14 protein-coding genes, 1 tRNA gene and 1 pseudogene are annotated in these 20,484 nt (G+C 35.2%); 10 read left to right on the top strand and 6 right to left on the bottom strand.

What is annotated here, in order from left to right:
- The first annotated feature begins 53 nt into the window (after window positions 1-53).
- From H602_RS0107715 to H602_RS18380, 4 genes are all read left to right on the top strand, one after another.
- On the top strand, window positions 54-437 hold the full coding sequence (locus tag H602_RS0107715; protein ID WP_026977495.1) for a hypothetical protein: 384 nt from the start codon (window positions 54-56) through the stop codon (window positions 435-437).
- A 395-nt stretch (window positions 438-832) separates the two neighbouring features.
- A complete protein-coding gene (locus tag H602_RS0107710; RefSeq protein ID WP_035759160.1) occupies window positions 833-3,124 on the top strand; it encodes a T9SS type B sorting domain-containing protein in 2,292 nt (763 codons plus the stop codon).
- Window positions 3,125-3,166: 42 nt separating this feature from the next.
- Window positions 3,167-5,596, top strand: coding sequence for a T9SS type B sorting domain-containing protein (locus tag H602_RS0107705; RefSeq protein ID WP_026977493.1), 2,430 nt, complete (start codon window positions 3,167-3,169; stop codon window positions 5,594-5,596).
- A 79-nt stretch (window positions 5,597-5,675) separates the two neighbouring features.
- Window positions 5,676-6,866, top strand: coding sequence for a cation:proton antiporter (locus H602_RS18380; RefSeq protein WP_035759158.1), 1,191 nt, complete (start codon window positions 5,676-5,678; stop codon window positions 6,864-6,866).
- A 273-nt stretch (window positions 6,867-7,139) separates the two neighbouring features.
- Here H602_RS18380 and H602_RS0107695 read toward each other — a convergent pair.
- The 4 genes from H602_RS0107695 to H602_RS0107680 form a co-directional block, all read right to left on the bottom strand.
- A tRNA-His gene (locus H602_RS0107695) sits at window positions 7,140-7,215 on the bottom strand.
- 62 nt (window positions 7,216-7,277) lie between these two features.
- Window positions 7,278-7,994 carry a bacillithiol biosynthesis deacetylase BshB1 gene (gene bshB1 / locus H602_RS0107690; RefSeq protein ID WP_026977492.1) on the bottom strand — a complete coding sequence of 239 codons (717 nt, stop codon included), beginning with the start codon at window positions 7,992-7,994 and terminating at the stop codon, window positions 7,278-7,280.
- Window positions 7,995-7,998: 4 nt separating this feature from the next.
- Entirely contained in the window at window positions 7,999-9,060 is a 1,062-nt protein-coding gene (locus tag H602_RS0107685; RefSeq protein ID WP_026977491.1) for an isochorismate synthase, read from the bottom strand.
- Window positions 9,053-9,487, bottom strand: a complete 435-nt coding sequence (locus H602_RS0107680) for a PaaI family thioesterase (RefSeq protein WP_026977490.1) — start codon at window positions 9,485-9,487, stop codon at window positions 9,053-9,055. The genes H602_RS0107685 and H602_RS0107680 overlap by 8 nt, the downstream gene beginning before the upstream one ends.
- 151 nt (window positions 9,488-9,638) lie before the next feature.
- Between H602_RS0107680 and H602_RS0107675 the strand changes: the two genes are divergently transcribed.
- A complete protein-coding gene (locus H602_RS0107675) occupies window positions 9,639-11,207 on the top strand; it encodes a hypothetical protein (protein WP_026977489.1) in 1,569 nt (522 codons plus the stop codon).
- Window positions 11,208-11,391: 184 nt separating this feature from the next.
- Complete coding sequence (gene purL / locus H602_RS0107670) at window positions 11,392-15,084, top strand: phosphoribosylformylglycinamidine synthase (protein ID WP_026977488.1); 3,693 nt, start codon at window positions 11,392-11,394, stop codon at window positions 15,082-15,084.
- A gap of 537 nt (window positions 15,085-15,621) precedes the next feature.
- Here purL and H602_RS0107660 read toward each other — a convergent pair.
- A complete protein-coding gene (locus H602_RS0107660) occupies window positions 15,622-16,782 on the bottom strand; it encodes a hypothetical protein (RefSeq protein ID WP_026977486.1) in 1,161 nt (386 codons plus the stop codon).
- A gap of 172 nt (window positions 16,783-16,954) precedes the next feature.
- Here H602_RS0107660 and H602_RS19610 point away from each other — a divergent pair.
- A pseudogene (locus H602_RS19610) lies at window positions 16,955-17,182 on the top strand (phosphoribosylformylglycinamidine synthase subunit PurQ); the annotation flags it as partial.
- Window positions 17,183-17,418: 236 nt separating this feature from the next.
- On the opposite strand, the gene H602_RS0107650 reads toward H602_RS19610, so the two are convergent.
- Entirely contained in the window at window positions 17,419-17,868 is a 450-nt protein-coding gene (locus H602_RS0107650; RefSeq protein ID WP_026977485.1) for a hypothetical protein, read from the bottom strand.
- Window positions 17,869-18,002: 134 nt separating this feature from the next.
- Between H602_RS0107650 and H602_RS19880 the strand changes: the two genes are divergently transcribed.
- The 3 genes from H602_RS19880 to H602_RS19875 all read left to right on the top strand — a co-directional run bounded on the left by H602_RS19880 (window position 18,003) and on the right by H602_RS19875 (window position 19,724).
- On the top strand, window positions 18,003-18,149 hold the full coding sequence (locus tag H602_RS19880; protein WP_157504974.1) for a hypothetical protein: 147 nt from the start codon (window positions 18,003-18,005) through the stop codon (window positions 18,147-18,149).
- Between the two features lie 126 nt (window positions 18,150-18,275).
- A complete protein-coding gene (locus H602_RS19325) occupies window positions 18,276-19,058 on the top strand; it encodes a DUF3667 domain-containing protein (RefSeq protein WP_051224270.1) in 783 nt (260 codons plus the stop codon).
- A 318-nt stretch (window positions 19,059-19,376) separates the two neighbouring features.
- Window positions 19,377-19,724, top strand: coding sequence for a hypothetical protein (locus tag H602_RS19875; protein ID WP_157504972.1), 348 nt, complete (start codon window positions 19,377-19,379; stop codon window positions 19,722-19,724).
- Window positions 19,725-20,484 lie beyond the last annotated feature (760 nt).

The raw sequence follows: 20,484 nt of genomic DNA, 5'->3' as shown, positions 1-20,484 counted from the left end.
TGCGCAACCTTTATCATTTTTTCAACTCTTTATAGAAACCAACCTATTTTATTATGAAATTAATTTACAGTACTTTTTTAGTTTTTCTGCTCTTTAGTTGTAGTTCTGATCGTGATGTGGATGATTGTATTGAATACAGCATGGCGGGCGTTGAAACAGCTGTTCCTAATTTATCGACCGATGCAACCGGAAAAACTTTTGACATAGCATTTAGAGTCACAAATGGTTGTGGTAGCTTTTTTAAATTTGAAGAAAATACAGAAGAAAATGTGACTACCATTAAAGTTATAGCTAAGTATGAAGGTTGTATTTGTACCCAAAACGCGCCTCTTTTAGAAACGAATTATATTTTTGATCAAAATATTCCGGGAACTTACACGCTGAAGTTCACTACAGGAAATGGCACTTTCATTACAGATACTGTAAATATCCCATAATTTTTTTTTTTTTACGCAACCCTTTCCTTATTTCTACATCTATTAATAAACAAGTCCACTTGTTAGAGGTGATTTGTTATTTATAAAGTTTTTTGGTTAAACTTCATAATTGTTTTGTTTTAATTGTTATTTCCTTTTTTAGGAATTAAATGCGTTTTCAACTTGAGAGCGCATTTTTTGTTTTTCTCGTTTGTTTAGATTGTGTTAATATTAGTTCTATTCAGTGCTTTTTTATAAAATTTTTCATAATTAGTAGTTTTATTTTATTCTTTTTTTTGAAATAAATTTAACTTTTAAGCTCATTGCATTTGATGTCTGAAATAGAGATTGTTAAGATTATTTTAACATTTATGTATCTTTAAGCAAAATGAGTTTTACAGTATCTTTGCCGCATTATGAAAGGAATAAAAAATACGCTTTTTCTGTTGCTATTATTGGGTTTCTACTCCAAAACGAATGCACAGAATATTACAGTAGATGAGACTCTTACTGCTACACAATTAGTTCAAGATATTTTAATTAATAACCCTTGTGCCAATATTTCAAATGTTTCTGTATCCACTTGGGATTTTGGAAATGGCAAAAGTTTTGGAAGATTTACATCTGGCGGAAGCACTTTTCCTTTTGCTAATGGCGTCCTTTTAACTACGGGAAGAGCAAGTGCTGCAGTTGGACCCAATACGTCCATTTTGAGCGACGGACCTACTACGTGGCAAGGCGATGCCGACTTAGAGCAAGCCTTAAACATTGGTTCAAGTTCCATAAACGCTACCGTTTTAGAGTTTGATTTTCTTCCTTTATCCGATAAAATTAGTTTCGATTACATTTTTTCGTCTGAACAATATTTATTGAATGGAACGCAAAACCAATGTAATTTCACCGATGGGTTTGTCTTCTTACTAAAAAAAGCAAATACTTCAGAAAGCTACGTCAACTTAGCTGTGGTGCCAGATACTAATATACCCGTTCGTGTCAATACCGTTCGTGGACCAGGATCTATTTGTCCGCCAGCCAATCCACAGTTTTTTGATGCATTTAACGGTTCCAATCATCCGACAAATTATAACGGACAAACAAAAATTTTAACCGCAAAGTCCACTGTTCAACCTGGTGTTTTATATCATATAAAATTGGTAGTTGCCGATCAAGGAAATAATTTATATGATTCTGCCATTTTTCTAGGTGGCGGAAGTTTCAAAATTGGTAAAGACCTGGGATCCGATCGTTTGATAGCGACCACCAATCCTCTTTGTTTTGGAGAAACACTTGTTTTAGACGCAACAGAATCTGGAACAAACAGTTATAAATGGTTTAAAGATGGTGTTGCAATTTTTGGCGCTACAAACCCAACTTTCACAGTTTCAACAAGTGGTAATTATGCTGTTGAAATCAACATTAACAACTCTGGTTGTATTTCCACAGGTGAAATTAAAATTGAATATGCAGCTGCACTAATTGCGACAGGAACTACACTTGTGCAATGTGACCCAGAAATGGACGGCGTTACCAATTTTAATTTAACACAAGCAAATGTTGCTATTTTAGCATCAGACGCTTCCGTTGTAGGAATTGAATATTACACAGACAATAGTGCTACTACTCAAGTGCCTAATGCATCTAATTTCAATTCGCCAGCGGCAACAGTGTATGCAAAAGTTACCAATGGCAGTAATTGTTCCAAGATTGTTCCGATTACTCTCACCATTTCCAATACAAATCCTACAGTTACTCCAATTGCTTTTTGCGATGAAGATTCAATAAAAGACGGACTTCGCGCATTTAATTTAAATACCGAAGTTACGCCACAAGTAATAAATGGACTTCCTGCAGGATTAAATGTAGCGTACTATTCAACAGCAACCAATGCTCTGAATACTTCCAACCCACTACCTAATTTATATTCTAATACTACAGCATCGCAACAAATAATTTGGGCCAAAATTACAAACGGTGCAGATTGCTACAGTATTATACCCGTTACTTTAATTATCAATTTTTTAGAAGTTCCAAATTTTGATGATGAAAATATAATTTTTTGTGAAGGTTTAAATACAATCCAACTTTCAGTTCCTACAGGTTTCCAAACTTATTTATGGAATGATGCTATTGCAAGCACCTCCAACTCCATTACCATTTCTACAGCGGGAACATATAGTGTAAAAGTAACTGATGCAAATGGCTGCAGCGACACAAAAACGTTTAATGTAATTGCATCAGAAATTGCTACCATAACAGGTGTCACCATTAATGATTTTGCAGGTGGAGCTAATTCGGTTACTGTTTTATTTACCGGTTCAGGCGTATACGATTTTTCTCTTGACGGCGTCAATTATCAAGATGACCCAACATTTTTTAACGTACCTTCTGGAGCTTATACGGTTTATGCGAGAGGTAAATGTGGAATACAAGTCAAAGAAATCTTTGTACTTGACTATCCTAAATTTTTTACCCCAAACGGAGACGGATATAATGATGTTTGGAAAATTGAATATTTGCAAAAACAAAATCGTTTGGCACAGGTACACATCTTTGACCGATACGGAAAATTAGTATTCAGTGGCACAGGCGATACTAGTGGTTGGGATGGTACGTTAAATTCAAATCCGCTTCCTTCATCTGATTATTGGTTTGTCGTTATTTTAGAGAACAATCGCACTGTAAGAGGACACTTTTCATTGAAAAGATAAATTTTCTAAAACTTTGCATATATTTGACAAAAAAATAACAAAATGATGCAGTTCCGTTACGTATTCGCCTTATTACTATTAATTTCTTTTGCCAAAACGCATGCACAAAATGATTGTACAGATGCTTTAGTAGTCTGCGGAAACACAGGCTTCAATGGTCTTAACGCTACCGGAGTTGGAATTCAAGAATTAAATGGAAACAACGCTTGTGACAGTCAGGAAAACAATAGTATTTGGCTGAAAATTGCAATTGATCAAGGAGGAACTTTGGGATTTACTTTAACTCCTGAAAGTACAAATATTGGAATTGACTTTGATTTTTTTATATTCGGTCCAAATGTAACTTGTGGCAATATTGGTCAGGCCATCCGATGCAGCACCACCAATCCCCAAGCGGCAGGATCTGCAAATAATACCACAGGGTTGAATGCAACTGAAACAGATGTAACGGAAGGACCGGGAGCCAGTGGAAATAATTTTTTACAATGGTTAACAGTTAATACTGATGACACCTATTTTCTTGTGATTGACAGACCAATAGGTTCCAGCAATTTTTCTTTGACTTGGACCGGAACGGCAACATTTAAAGAACCTCCAGTTTTTGACATTCCAACAGGCAGTGTAATCAACTTGGAAGAATGCGATAGTGATGCAGTTGACGATCAAAAAACAGAATTTAATTTGGCTCAAAACACACCAATTGTTATTGGCACACAAACAAATGTAGCTGTTTCCTACCACTTGAATTCCAATGACGCTTTGACTGCCGAGAATGCCATTCCAAATCCAGCAACGTTTATTAATTCTACCAACCCACAAACTATTTTTACGCGTATTACAGATACTACTTCCGGATGCTTCAATACTACCGAATTTACGCTTAATGTAATCAATACCGTTACTATTCCCGGTGAAACTTTTGCAATTTGCGACGACACTTCAGACGGTAATGATGCAAATGGGATCAATGCATTTGACTTAAATGCGGTTTCCGCAACTATAATGGAAGGTCAAGACATTTCAAATCTTACGTTTCGCTATTATGCTTCCAATGCCAATGCAATTGCTGGAATCAACCCACTTCCAAATCCATATACCAACACAACTCCAAACGAACAATCCGTATTTATTAAGGCAACGAATCCAGATAATTGCTCAAAGATAAAAGAGATTACTTTAAAAGTAAACTCACTTCCTGCGGTAGTAAATACCACGTTGATACAATGTGATCCAGGATTCATTCCAGATGGAATTACACTTTTTAATTTAGACGAAGCGACGTCCGCTTTGACAAGTGATGATGTAAATTTAACTGTAGCGTACTTTTTTAATGGCACTGAATTAAATTCCAGTTATACTAACGTTTCTAATCCGCAGCAAATTCAAGCCCTTGTAACTAATGAAACAACGGGATGTTCAAGCACAAGTTTTGTAGAACTCAGCGTGAATTTGGTAAATCCAATCGTAACTATAGCACCTGTTTGTGATGATGAAGCGACTGAAGATGGTTTTGCTCCTTTTAATTTGAACACTTCTGATTTGGTTTTGACGGCAACGCAAACCGTCAGTTATTATGAAACTTTAGAAGACGCATTGTTGGAACAAAATGAAATTTCAGATGCTACAAATTATACAAATTTAACAGCATACGCTTCAACCATTTTCTTTCGGATAGAAGAAGAAAACAGTTGCAACGGAATTGGCACCATAGATTTAGTTGTAAACCGTCTGCCAAATCTTTTAAAAACACTAGAAAAAGAATACTTTGTATGCGAAAATTTACCGCTTAAATTTATTCCTCTTGATGCACGACTGTTAGAAGGCAATCCTGCAGACTTTACTTACGAGTGGTTTAAAGACAATGTAACACTTCCACAAAACACGTATAGTATTTCGGTTAACAGTCCGGGCCTTTACAAAGTAGTTGTAACCAATATGAATGGTTGTTCAAAGGCGAGGGAAATTTTAGTACAAAATTCGAGTGAAGCTATTATAGCTGAAACTATTGTTACAGATGCTACCACAGGTCCAAATAGCATTACCGTTGTCTTAGATGCGCAAAGTATCGGTGATTATGTGTTTGCAATAGACGATGCAACTTTATTTTATCAAACATCAAACGTATTTGAGAATGTAACCATGGGTTTTCATACCATTTTCATCAAAGATTTAAACGGTTGTGGTACAATTCAAGAAATAGTTGCAATAGTTGGCGCGCCCAAATACTTCACACCAAACGGCGACGGATACAACGATTTTTGGAAAATTGAAGGCATTAGCCAGTACTTTAGCCCTACTACAACTACCTTTATATATGACCGTTACGGCAAATTTATTCATAAAATTTTTGCATTAGATGACGGTTGGAATGGTACATTAAATGGTCAATTATTACCTGCCGATGATTACTGGTACGTAATTAATTTAGAAGATGGTCGAACGGTTAAAGGACATTTTTCTTTAAAAAGATAAAAAAAAGTTTTATATTTCGATTGATTAAGAAAGGCTTCCAATTATCGAAGCCTTTTTTTATGCATCAATTGCGATTTATATGACTACAACCATTATAGTTTCTATAGTTTTACTACTATTGTTTGCCTACATCTTTGATTTAAGTTCATCTCGAACTAAAATTCCATCGGTCATCCTACTCTTGTTTTTAGGTTGGGGCGTCAAGCAAACAGCCACACTTTTGGACATTGAAATTCCGAATTTAACTTCAGTATTACCTATTTTAGGAACTATTGGACTTATTTTAATAGTCTTGGAAGGCTCGCTCGAATTAGAACTCACGAGATCCAAGATTCCTTTTGTCAAAAAATCGGCTTTAGTAGCCTTTATTCCTATTATCGTTATCAGTTTGGGATTGGCATATGTCATCCATTATTACAGCGGCATCAGTTATAAAGCGGCACTTTCCAACGCGATTCCTTTAGCTGTAATTAGCAGCTCGATAGCCATTCCGAGTGCACAAAATCTAATTTCTAAAAACAAGGAGTTCATTACTTATGAAAGCAGTATGTCAGATATTTTCGGTGTAATTCTCTTCAATTTTGTAACTTTTAACGACTATTTTACCTTTCAGTCGGTCAGCATGTTTTTTGGGCAAATTGTCTTAATCATCATCATTTCTTTCATTGCAACATTAGGTTTGGCATTCCTGTTGAGCAAGATTAAGCATTCCGTGAAATTTGCACCGATCATCTTACTAGTCATATTAATTTATGAAATTTCTAAAATTTATAATTTACCCGCTCTAGTATTCATCCTCTTGTTTGGTATTTTTCTTGGGAATTTAGATGAGTTAAAACACATTAAATTCATCCAAAGGTTGCGACCGGACATCTTGAACAATGAAGTTCATAAATTCAAGGACTTAACAGCAGAAATGGCGTTCCTCATTCGTGCTTTGTTCTTTATCCTTTTTGGTTTCTTAATTGAAACAGCAGAAATCATAAATACGGATACCATCGTTTGGGCTTTAGGAATTACGATCGGTATTTTTGCGATACGTTACTTACTACTCAAATTGTTCAAAATTGAAATAAGTCCACTGCTGTACATCGCACCGCGAGGATTGATTACTATATTGCTTTTCTTGTCCATTCCTTTGAAATTAGTTTCTCCAATTGTCAATAATTCGCTTATTATTCAAGTCATTATTTTGACTGCTTTAGTCATGATGATGGGACTATTATTTAACAAAAAAGACGCGAAAGAGACCGAGAAATTTGAACAGTAAATTATTGCAATTACAAGTGATTTTCTTTCCCAGGAAACCGTAATAAAGATGCAATACTATTAATTTTATTGCATCAAAAGAAGATTAAGTACGTAAAACCACCGCTGTTGCACTTTTAGAAATTCAAGTTGCATTACTTCAGAATTGATGAGCTACTTTCACAGCGGTTCTGGTGCTGCTGTACATTCCGAACCAAAAATTAAATTCCAAAGAAAAAGTAAAAAAAGTAGGAGCATAAAAAAAGTCCTAGATTGCTCTAGGACTTCAAAAAATGGGTGAAAGACGGGGCTCGAACCCGCGACCCTCGGTACCACAAACCGATGCTCTAACCAACTGAGCTACAATCACCATGTTTATTCGGGTGCAAATATACAGCAAAAGTTCATTACTGCAAATCTTTTTTTAAAAAAATTAGATTAAATCTGCTAAACTATTGACCGCCAAATATCTTTCTACAGTAAAACCTTCTGCATAATCCGTTCCAATCAACCTGCCAAGGTCTTGAGCACGATAATTAATGCTATCCAAAAAGTTTTTTGTAGCAATTGGCGTTACCGGCTCCTTCGTATCGGCATTAAAAAATTGCGAATCGTAAGCCATAATCGCATCCACTTTGGTTTTTTCAAAACCTGTAATATCCACTACAAAATCAGGTTTAATATTTTTCCACTGAATGTAATGGTACACTAATTTTGGTCGCCACGCTTCTTGTGCTTCATCATTGTGTTGGGTTTCAATTTTGCGCAAGCCCGATAAAAAACAAGCATCCGAAACTAAACTACTTCCTTTTCCGTGATCAATGTGCCTATCGTCAATTGCATTACACAAAACTATCTCTGGACGGTATTTCCGAATCATTTCAATGATTTGCAATTGATGTGCTTCATCATTTTTAAAGAAACCGTCTCGCATTCTTAAGTTTTCCCTTACGGAAACACCTAAAATCTCACCTGCTTTTGCTGCTTCGGCATCACGAATTTCAGCTGAACCGCGAGTTCCTAATTCTCCACGGGTTAAATCAACAATTCCCACCTTCTTTCCTAATTGTATTTCTTTGGCAATTGTGCCACCACAACCCAATTCTACGTCGTCTGGATGTGCTCCAAAGGCTAATATATCTAATTTCATAATTTCAATTTAAAATTTTTTTCATCGTCATCGCTTTATTGGCGGTTTCAAAATATTCTTTTTCTGGATTGCTATCCTTTGTAATACCACAACCTATATACAATTGAACTTGATTCTGCTGAATTTCCATGCAACGTAAATTAACAAAAAAATCCGAATCACAAGTTCTCTCAGGTAAAACATCCCAATTCAATTCACCCAGAAATCCTGCATAAAACCTTCTATCATAACCTTCATTTTCTAAAATAAATGCTTTCGAAGATTCCTTTGGAAGTCCGCAAACAGCTGGAGTGGGATGCAAAACTTGTACAACTTTCATCAAATTAAAGTCATTTTTGAAAACGCCTTCAATATCGGTTTTCAAATGAACCAAACTCCCGGCCTGAAAAGTATACGGTTGCGATATTTCCATCGCACTTACTTCCGAATCTAAGCTTGCTATAATAAAATCGGCGACAAATTGCTGTTCTTGCTTTTCTTTTTCGTGCCAAATCGCCTCTACATCTGATTCATATTTTTGAGTTCCCGCTAAGGCAACAGTTTTAAATTTTGAACTTTTGACCTTCAATAGTTGTTCCGGACTCGCTCCCAACCACATGCCTATTTCAGGATGGAACCAAACATATCGAAATGCGGTAGGATAAGCAGAAAGCATCTTTTTAAAAACCTGTAAAAAGTTAAAATCGTTTACTTGAATTGCTTCACTTCGCGATAAAACTACTTTTTGAAACGTCCCTTTATCAATCGCTTTTATCCCTTCTTCCACTAAAACCTCAAAAGCCTCCTTCCCGTCTGTTGAAGAAGAAACAAATGTATCTTTCGACTTTTCGCAATCAAACTTGTATTTTTCGGTTTGAATCTCACACGCCATTTCCGGAAATAATACAGATTGATTTCCTTCAAAATCAGCAAACACAAATCCTTTTTCTGCAAAAGTAGTGGCTTTATGCAATGCACGATCTTGCTGAAAAAAGCCAATTAAATGCTCTGAATCTGGTTTGCTATAAAGCACAAACGGCAAATTCTTCTGAAATGATTCCAATGATTGCTCAAAAATATTAGGCATTTTTAACTCGTTTGGGTAAAATCATATTGGTCAATTTGCACAAGGAAATCAAATTATCACTTTCGTCCGTAATTCTGATTTCCCACAAATGAATACTTCGACCTTCATGAACTATTTTTGCTGTTGCGTAAACAATTCCGTTTCTTTTACTCTTCACGTGGTTGGCAGAAATTTCAATTCCACGAACTTCTTGTTTTTCAGGATTGATAAAGATCATTGATGCAGCACTTCCCACACTTTCCGCTAGAGCAACAGTTGCGCCACCGTGAAGCAAACCCATTGGCTGATGCACTCTTGAATTTACAGGCATTTTAGCCTTTAGAAAGTCGGGACCAGCATCAATGTACTCAATTTCTAATGTTTCCATCAACGTGTTTTTAGAGAAATCACGACACAATTTTAAAATTTGTTCTTTATCAAAACTCATACAATCTATTTTTCACAAAAATAAGGTTTTTGACTTTGGCAAAATTTAAAAAAAACCTAAAAAGTACAATAATAGTACTGCTTTTTGCGATATACTAAAAATCTAACGGTAGTAAGACAAATTTTATTATTTTTACAAAAATTCAATTTCCATGCGCTATTTTGTTTTACTGGTTTTCCTTGGTTTATTTTTTGGAGTGAGCTCATGCCGTACCGACTTTGATTTTGCCGAAAGCACGGGCGAACTTCGTTTTTCGAGAGACACCGTATATTTAGATACTGTTTTTACCGATATTGGCTCAAGCACGTACACGCTAAAAGTGTATAATAAGACCGATTCAAACATCAGTATTCCAACGATTGGATTTGCAAAAGGCGCCGCGTCAAAATACAGGATGACTATGGATGGCATGACTGAAAACGCAACCAAATCATTTTCAAATGTCGAATTATTGGCAAAAGACAGTATGTATATTTTTATCGAAACAACCGTAAATGTTGCTGATGCTAATCCAACTGATTTTTTATATACCGACCAAATCCTTTTTGGCACTGGAACCAATCAACAAAAAGTAGAATTGGTTACCTTAATTCAGGATGCCTACTTTATTTTCCCTAATAGAACTGAAGGCGTTTACGAAGAAATTGATTTTGGCTTTGATGCAGATGGAAACACAACTCAAATCAAAGGTCGAAACTTACAGGAAAATCATCCTGATAACGGTAATGAATACGTTTGGAAAAACAACAAACCTTATGTTGTATACGGTTATGCAGGCGTTCCTGACGGAAAAACGTTAACTGTAAATCCAGGCGCTCGAATCCATTTTCATAAAGATTCGGGAATAATTGTTCAAAATGGCGCTACATTAAATATTGCAGGACAATCCTCAATTACAGAAAATTTAGAAAATGAAGTGATTTTTGAAGGCGATCGCCTTGAGAATGGGTTTTCTGAAACACCAGGTCAATGGGGAGCAATTTTCTTACGAAGTGGTAGTAAAGAACACTCGATCAACCACCTAACATTAAAAAATGCTACCGTTGGTATTTATGTTCAAGAAAATCTTGGCACACCTTTAAAAATCGAAAACACACAAATTTACAACTCGTCTGTCGTAGGAATTTTAGCCGTTTACGCTAAAGTTGATGGTTTTAATTTAGTCATTAATTCTTTGACGCGAGGAATTGGCGCTTTGGAAATTCGCGCGGGAGGAACATATAATTTTACACATTGCACGTTTAACAATCAGAGTTCAAGCTCAACGCAATTTGCAGTAATTATTGCAAATTATATATTGGATTCTAATCAAAATCAGGTTCCACGGGATTTAACAGCTGCCAATTTTACCAATTGCATCATTTATGGCTCCAATAGTCGACAATTGTCATTGCGGAAAAATGAGTCGCAATCCTTTAATTACAAGCTCACGAATACCTTGCTAAAGTTTAATAATTCCGACCCGATTTTCAGCGCAAATCCGCTCTATAATTTTGAAGATGCAACGTTGTATCAGAACTGTCTTATTGCAAGAAACAATTTCGACTTCAAACCGGACTTTTTAAAAGCTTCGGAAAACAAATTACAAATCGGTGCTGAATCAGTGGCAAGAGGAGCTGCAGATTTTGGCTTTTCAAGTGGAACCACAGATGTTTTAGGTTTAACACGAAGCAATCCTTCTGATATGGGTGCTTATAATTGGACATTATTCGAAGAATAACAATCCTTACAAATGCAGGAAAATCAATATGTTTCAAAAGAAATAGAACATTAACTTGGCTAATCTCTAACCTTATGATATTGAAATTTCACGTTAAACAAAATAGCCGATTTTACATTTTTTGCATTGGAAATTGTCGTTTTTTAAACTATTTTTGCAACACACAACACAATAACTACATACAATGATTCATTTCTTCGGAAACCCAGCGAAAAAGGTTTTTGCAGTTCAAATGCAAAACGAATTATCAGCAGAAGACATCAGCAAATTAAACTGGCTTTTTGGCGACGTAAATAAAATAGAAAAATCCGTATTGACGGATTTTTTTGTTGGACCACGTGCGGCTATGATTACACCTTGGAGTACCAATGCCGTCGAAATTACGCAAAACATGGCCATTTCGGGAATCATTCGAATTGAAGAATTTGAAAAAGTCAACCCTGATTTCACCGATTTTGACCCGATGCTTTCGCAAAAATATACGGAGCTTCATCAATCTATTTTTGATGTTAATATCGCTCCAGAAGCTATTTTGGACATTGAAGATATCGAAGGATACAATCAATCGGAAGGTTTGGCTTTGAGTCCAGAAGAAGTGACTTACTTGGCTGATTTATCGGTTAAATTAGAACGGAAACTAACTGACTCTGAAATATTCGCTTTCTCACAAGCCAATTCAGAACACTGTCGACATAAAATTTTCAACGGAACTTTCATTATTGACGGAAAAGAAAAAGAAACTTCTTTATTCAAAATGATTAAGAAAACTTCTGCTGAAAATCCAAACGCAATTGTTTCTGCTTATAAAGATAATGTAGCTTTTGTAAAAGGACCAACTGTCGTTCAATTTGCCCCAAAAAGTGCGGATAAACCTGATTTTTACGAAGAAAAAAACTTCGACTCTGTTCTTTCATTGAAAGCAGAAACACATAATTTCCCAACTACTGTTGAACCTTTTAATGGTGCAGCAACGGGTTCAGGTGGAGAAATTCGCGACCGATTAGCAGGTGGACAAGGTTCATTGCCTTTGGCGGGAACTGCGGTTTACATGACTTCGTATTCTCGTTTGGAAGACAAAAGAAATTGGGAACAAGCCATGCCAGAACGTCCTTGGTTGTATCAAACGCCAATGGATATTTTGATAAAAGCTTCCAATGGAGCGTCTGATTTTGGAAATAAATTTGGGCAACCGTTGATTACAGGTTCGGTTTTGACTTTTGAACACCAAGAAGCACCCTCTAACTCCCCCGAAGGAGGAGAACAGAAAGCACGTAAAATTGGTTACGACAAAGTAATCATGCAAGCGGGTGGAATTGGTTACGGAAAATTAGACCAAGCAATTAAGAAAAAACCAACTGCCGGAGACAAAATTGTCATTCTCGGTGGTGAAAATTATAGAATTGGTATGGGTGGAGCTGCAGTTTCCTCTGCCGATACAGGTGCTTTTGGAACTGGAATTGAGCTAAACGCTATCCAACGTTCCAATCCTGAAATGCAAAAACGTGCCGCAAATGCCATTCGTGGTTTAGTGGAAAGTGATAATAACCCAATTGTTTCCATTCACGACCACGGTGCTGGTGGACATTTAAATTGTCTTTCGGAATTGGTGGAAGAAACCGGTGGATTGATTGATTTAGACAAATTGCCAGTTGGAGACCCAACGCTTTCTGCAAAGGAAATCATTGGTAACGAGTCGCAAGAACGAATGGGATTAGTAATTGGTGAAAAAGATATGGGAATTCTACAACGAATTGCCGACAGAGAACGTTCGCCGATGTATGAAGTGGGTGAAGTTACGAACGACCACCGTTTTACTTTTGAATCCAAATCGACAGGTGAAAAACCAATGGATTATGCATTGGAAGATTTCTTTGGTAGTTCGCCAAAAACAATTATGAATGATACTACAATTCCTGCTAATTATGCGGAATTGAATTATGATACGGCTGAAATTCCAACCTACTTAAACGAATTATTGCAGCTAGAAGCTGTGGGTTCTAAAGACTGGTTGACGAATAAAGTGGACCGTTGTGTGGGAGGAAAAGTCGCGAAACAACAATGTGTTGGACCGTTGCAATTGCCTTTGAACAACGTGGGTGTTATGGCTTTAGATTTCAAAGGAAAAGAAGGATTGGCAACATCCATTGGCCACTCGCCTATCGCTGCATTGATTGACGCAGCTGCAGGTTCGAGAACGGCAATTGGTGAAGCACTTTCTAATCTAGTTTGGGCTCCTTTAAAAGAAGGAATGTATTCGGTTTCGCTTTCTGCGAATTGGATGTGGGCTTGTAAAAACGCCGGTGAAGACGCAAGATTGTATGAAGCTGTTGAAAGTTGTGCTGCTTTTGCCATCGAATTGGGCATCAATATTCCAACAGGAAAAGATTCGCTTTCGATGAAACAAAAATACCCAGGCGATGAAGTAATCGCTCCGGGAACGGTTATTATTTCGGCGGCTGGAAACTGTAGTAATATCACGAAAGTGGTGGAACCTGTTCTGCAACGAAACGGTGGCAACATTTACTATCTTAATTTATCTCAAGATACTTTCAAATTGGGCGGAAGTTCTTTTGCTCAAATTCTGAATAAAATTGGAACGGCAGTCCCTACGATTAAAGACGCTTCTTTCTTCAAAAAAGCATTCAACACGTTGCAAGATTTAATTAAGGAACGCAAAATTAAAGCGGGTCACGACATCGGAAGTGGTGGATTGATTACTACTTTGTTAGAAATGAGTTTTGCTGATGTGAATTTAGGTGCAGCTTATGATTTGAGTGTTTTAGGCGAAGATGATTCTGTAAAAACACTTTTCAACGAAAATATCGCTGTGGTTTTTCAAGCGGATGCTTCGGTTGAAGAAACGTTTACAAATAACGGAATTGAAATTTTCAACATTGGAACTGTTGTAGAAGGAAATACAATTTCAATTGTAAATAACAATGACAAGTTCAATTTCAATGTTTCAGAATTAAGAGATACTTGGTTTAAAACTTCGTATTTGTTAGACCAGAAACAATCAAAAAATGGAATGGCGAAAGCGCGTTTCGAGAATTATAAAAATCAGGCGTTAGACTTTACTTTTCCAACTCATTTTGATGGAAAATTACCGCAATTGCCGACAACTACTCGTCCAAAAGCAGCGATTATTCGTGAGAAAGGAAGTAATTCCGAGCGTGAAATGGCGAATGCAATGTTCTTGGCAGGTTTTGATGTGAAAGACGTTCACATGACGGATTTGATTTCCGGTCGTGAGACTTTAGAAGACATTCAGTTCATTGGAGCGGTTGGTGGATTTTCCAACTCTGATGTTTTAGGTTCAGCGAAAGGTTGGGCTGGTGCATTTTTGTACAATGAAAAAGCAAACACAGCATTGAAAAACTTCTTTAAAAGAGAAGACACACTTTCTGTGGGAATTTGCAACGGTTGTCAATTGTTCATGGAATTGGAATTGATGAATCCAGAACACGACACACACGGAAAAATGACGTACAATACTTCGCAGAAACACGAAAGTGGCTTTACATCGGTGAAGGTTCAGAAAAACAATTCGGTGATGTTATCGACTTTAGAAGGAACCACTTTAGGCGTTTGGATTTCGCATGGCGAAGGAAAATTTAAATTACCTAATGCGGAAAGCGACTATAATATTGTAGCCAAATATGGGTATGAAGGTTATCCTGCCAATCCAAATGGTTCGGATTACAATACGGCAATGCTAACGGATACAACAGGTCGTCACTTGGTAACGATGCCGCATATTGAGCGTTCTACGTTCCCTTGGAACTGGGCAAATTATCCAGAACGCGGACAAAAAGATGAAGTTTCGCCTTGGTTAGAAGCTTTTGTGAATGCTAGAAAATGGATTGAAAACAAATAACTCCTAATTGAGTTATATAAAAAATGCTCTTCGATGGAAGAGCATTTTTTGTTTCGTACAGTATTAAATCATAAATCAAATTTATGAATACCTCCTCAAAAATTAACTTTTTTATCCGATACAGTTTTAATTCTATCAAAAAAAGTTTTTCGCAAAAGTATAAGTGAAATAATACTAATCAAAACCTGAATTAAATAATTATCAAACAAGTACAAGCTTAAAACAAATATGGGTCTATTTGAGTAGAAATATTGAATTAAATATGAATTAAAAACGAAGTCAAGAAGCAAAACTCCAATAATCAATACTTCAATAATTAGATAAAAACGGATCCATCGTACATTATAAAAAAGGTAAGATAGTAAGAGCAAACCTTTAAAGATAATAAAAAAGACAATCACAATCCATCCGTTATAATTAATTTCTGATTTACAAACTACACCATTAATATATATATAGTTATAACCTAAGAAAAAAGAAATACAATTACTAACCAAATTATTTAAAACTATAAAAATTAAAAAACAGTACAGTAAGTTAATTAACAATTTCATTCTTTACAACATTAGTTGGTTTGTTTCTGAAATGTATCAAATCGTCCTTAACTATTGTTAAAATATTAATGTATTCTGCGTTATTAGATTGCCCTACTAACAATGAATCAATTAAATCATTGAAAAAAATAAAATCAGAATTTGTGATTAAAACACTAGTATCATTTTGAGTTAATAATTTGTTACCAATATTAATTACTCTAACAAATGCTTCGAAAAAAGTCAACCGGTTCTCTTTAATAACATTATTTTCAATTAATATTTTACCTATAAAATAATAATAATTAACGTATTTAGTGCCTTTATCAAAAGAATTAAGATACTCTTTTATATTATAAGCTAGTTGTGTATTAGTTTTAACATAATCAGTACGTCTGGTGTCGACTATTACTTCCTCCTGCTCTTCTAACCCTTCCTCTAACTCATCTTTAGGACAATCTTCAGAATCAGAACCCGGCACGCCACAATCCAACCCTCCTTCTGGATGTACCCCACAATTTTTTGTTTCCAAATCAAGTTTACACATTCCAATAGTACAACCAGAAGATCTAAATCCAAATTTGGATTTATCTAAAATTAATTTCTCAAAATTATTACCATGGGGTTTCCGCAATAAATAATTTTTAGAATCAACATTAAAAATTAAACATGATTTGTTAATCGTAGGATCTATTATATTACCCAAGAGTTCAATATAACCAGGCAAAATTGAATTACATGTACTCAAATTCCACGAAGTAATATTCATAAACTCTACACCATTAAATTTAAATAATTCGTGATAAATTATCATATCACGCTGATTATAGACGAACAAACTTATTGCATTTACATTGTCAGTATTTTTCTCAAAATACAGTATAACAGAAGACACATCGTTTTTAGGATAAATTTTGAACTTATCAGTAACTGTCTTAATGCCTTTTGTATTACTTTCACTATAGGTTAAGCTAAAATTATTTTCTCTCGGATAAATATTTATATTCTTACTCTCAAGAGTGGTAGTATTAATAAAATTTTGAGTTTTTAATAAAAATATACAATTGCTATTATTCTTGTTAATCTTTATTTCATCAACATAATTCTCATGCTGACAAGAGAAGAAGAAAACTAACACACAAATTAAAGTTATTGGATTTTTCACATAAATAAATTTTGAGTTTTAAAAGTAAACCACCAATTTACATAAATTATTATTAATATTATAACATAAATGAGATATTTAAATTGCAATGTCGAAAAGTTATTAAAAATATGCCTAAAAAATTTACAAAACAATTGGTATTTGAACTTACAAGATATAATTAACCAAATAATTAGCGAAATATGCTTATGAAGGTTATCCTGCCAATCCAAATGGTTCGGATTATAACACGGCGATGATGACGGATATAACAGGTCGTCACTTGGTAACGATGCCACACATTGAGCGTTCTACTTTCCCTTGGAACTGGGCAAATTATCCAGAACGTGGACAGAAAGACGAGGTTTCGCCTTGGTTAGAAGCTTTTGTGAATACTAGAAAATGGATTGAAAAGAAATAACTCCTTATATATTTATATAAAAAATGCTCTTCGATGGAAGAGCATTTTTTGTTTGTAGTAATTAATAGACTCCTACGGAGTGACAAATTTGGGTGAAGGTGTTTGTAGCAAAAACTTCTTAAGTGTTGACGGCATTTAATCGGTTTTTTCGAGAAAACGGGACAGGCTATTCAACACAGGTTTCATTGTTCATTCTTCGGAAGCAACTAAACCTTAGCTTGTTAGCAGTAGGATTTTTACTCTGTTTTTGATTTATTCCTAAAAATTAAATACATTATAAAGAAACCAATTATTTGTGCTAAAAAGAAATGCAAAGTTAAATTTAGCGATTCTATACTTAATGTATTTTTAATCTCTAATTTTTCAATATCGTTTTTTGAATTTAATATTGATATTTTTATAACAATATAACTACCAATAACTGTTATAAAAACAAACATTGACAATAATTTCAGTCTTAGCTTTTCAGTTTTAGTTTTATTCCATAAAACATTTAATACTATTGGAGTTATTCCACAAAGAATTCCAAATTTTAAAGAATCAAAAAGTTGAGTATTCATTTCATTATAAGCAAATGAATAGTTTTTTAAATTTTCTAATATAGAATTTTGAATATTAACAAAGTTTACAAACCCTGCTGAAAATAATATTAATACAATTACAATTAAATAAATATTTTTCTTCATAAATTTTCACTTTTTTTTACAATTTTGGCAAGCTTGCTGCTAATTTGCATATAACCAAAACAAACCTTCACCTTCATACCTATTTTAAGATGCATATCCAAAAGTTTGTTTCGCATTATTGCTTTTCAAATGTAATGAAAAAAGACAATAACTTGTCCATTAAAAAACCACAACAGATGCTGTTATCGACTTTGGAAGAAACCACTTTAGGTGTTTGGATTTGCATGGTGAAGTTAAGTTCAACTTTTCAAATGCAGAAAATGATGTTTCACCTTCGTTAGAAGCTTTTGTGAATGTTAGAAAATGGATTGAGGAAAAGAAAGACTATTTATTTTTTAAATAATTAAGAAAAGGCTTTCAGATAATGAAAGTCTTTTTCTATTTTAGCTTTGTCAAATTAAAAAATTATGGAAAGTCTTGCGTGTTTAAACTGCGATACAGTTGCTGAAGGTAAATTCTGTTCGAACTGTGGACAAAAAACCGATACCCATCGAATTACTGCTAAACATTTCTTTATGCATGATTTGCTTCATGGCGTTTGGCACATTGAAAAAGGAATCCTATTTACCATTAAGCAAGCATTAATCAGACCTGGAACGGCTGCTTTGGAATATATAAGTGGAAAAAGAATAAAATATTACAATGTGTTTTACCTAATTCTTGTTATCATCGGGTTAACTCTTTTAGTAAATAACCTTTATGACAAGATGCAGTTTGACTATTTCAACATAAAAAACGAAGGTGCTACATCTGTTCAAGGAAAAAACATCGATAAGTTTCTTGGCGATTACGCAAAGCTCATAATCTATGCTTTTGTACCACTTTTCGCTTTTAATAGCTTCTTGCTTTTTAAAAGAAAAAAACTAAATTTTAGTGAACACTTAATAATCGCCGGTATGATTTTTTTAGGTGTAATCTTTATAAATTTTCTTTTTGAACTGCTTTACTTTACGGATTTCTTAAATTATATTGATGGCTTGAGCAGCATGTTTTACATCTTGACTCCTCTCACTATCTTAATTTATTTTATTGCTAACTACTACCGAACATTCCGTAAAGAATATTTAGCAGGAAGAACTGTTTTTAAATTAGTCCTGTTTCTACTTTTATTACTAATGGAGATTTTGGTAATACTATTAATCGCTATTGGTATTTTTACCAAAGGGACTTTTACTTTAATTTATAATTAACGAAAGTATCTTAATTGACGGTACTGCTGTTTCATAAAATAAACTGCATTACAGGATTTCAGAGAAGATTTAAACAAAATAGAGAGATTCAAATTTACTTCAAATTCTATTTAATCTACATCCGTAACACCTATAGATATTTAATGTAAGTAAATTTCGCCTCCTGCAGAGAAGGAATTTATTCAGAAGCTTAAATTGTTCCAACTGACTCGCAGGAAGGAATTACGCATCGGGAATTGCTCCAACTGACTCGCAGGAAGAAATTACGTATCGGTAATTGTTCTAAACGACTCGCAGGAAGAAATTACGCATCGGGAATTGTTCCAAACGATTCGTAGGAAGGCATTACGCATCGGGAATTGTTCCAAACGACTCGTAGGAAGGAATTACGTATCGGGAATTGCTCCAACTGACTCGCAGGAAGGAATTACGCATCGGGAATTGTTCCAACTGACTCGCAGGAAGAAATTACGCATCGGTAATTGTTCCAACCGACTCGCAGGAAGGAATTACGCATCGGGAATTGTTCCAAACGACTCGCAGGAAGGAATTACGCATCGGGAATTGTTCCAACTGACTCGCAGGAAGAAATTACGCATCGGTAATTGTTCCAACCGACTCGCAGGAAGGAATTACGCATCGGGAATTGTTCCAAACGACTCGTAGGAAGGAATTACGTATCGGGAATTGCTCCAACTGACTCGCAGGAAGGAATTACGCATCGGGAATTGTTCCAAACGACTCGCAGGAAGGAATTACGCATCGGGAATTGTTCCAAACGACTCGCAGGAAGGAATTACACATCGGGATCTATTACTCATTTAGTGGCTGACACCATTTTTCCTATAAATGACTAGAGGTTTATGGTGTGATGCAACTAATACTATTTACATTTTAATTAGCAGCCGCGTTATGGTTTATAGTTCACTGAAATTATTAATCCAATAATATACGCTCGACTTATGCAGCACAAATTTCTGTGTTCGTGAAGTTCTCTCGGCAGCGTTGCGGTACTATTGCTATGGATTATAAATCTAAAAAGTTAGTGTATTAATTCTGGTTGATATCAACTTTAATTGAAATGAAATCTACTGAAGTTGACTATTTCCTAAAACCCCTAGCCCAGATAGAGCCGGTAGCCCGGAGGTAAAAAAGCCTGGTTTTCCTGCCCAAAAAGAGCGACTTTAGAAGCTCCTTTTTGGGCTTGGAAAACCGGCTTTTTTACTGAGGACTAAAGGTGATAGCTGGAATAAGCTCCTGAAAAACATCTCTTAAGGTGCGGGAAATTGTGTTGTCCTCTTTGTTTTTCTAATTATGATTTTCTCTATATGTGCACCACGGTTGAAACCGTGGCCAATGTTTGTGTAGGTAATTGTGATCAGTATTGATGTAGAATTTGTTTGTGGGAATTTGTAAGACAGGGTGA

The organism is Flavobacterium tegetincola DSM 22377 (genome assembly GCF_000425485.1).
Lineage (GTDB): Bacteria > Bacteroidota > Bacteroidia > Flavobacteriales > Flavobacteriaceae > Flavobacterium > Flavobacterium tegetincola.
Note: the sequence above shows the minus strand (reverse complement) of the source record. Positions and strands in the feature narration are given on the sequence as shown.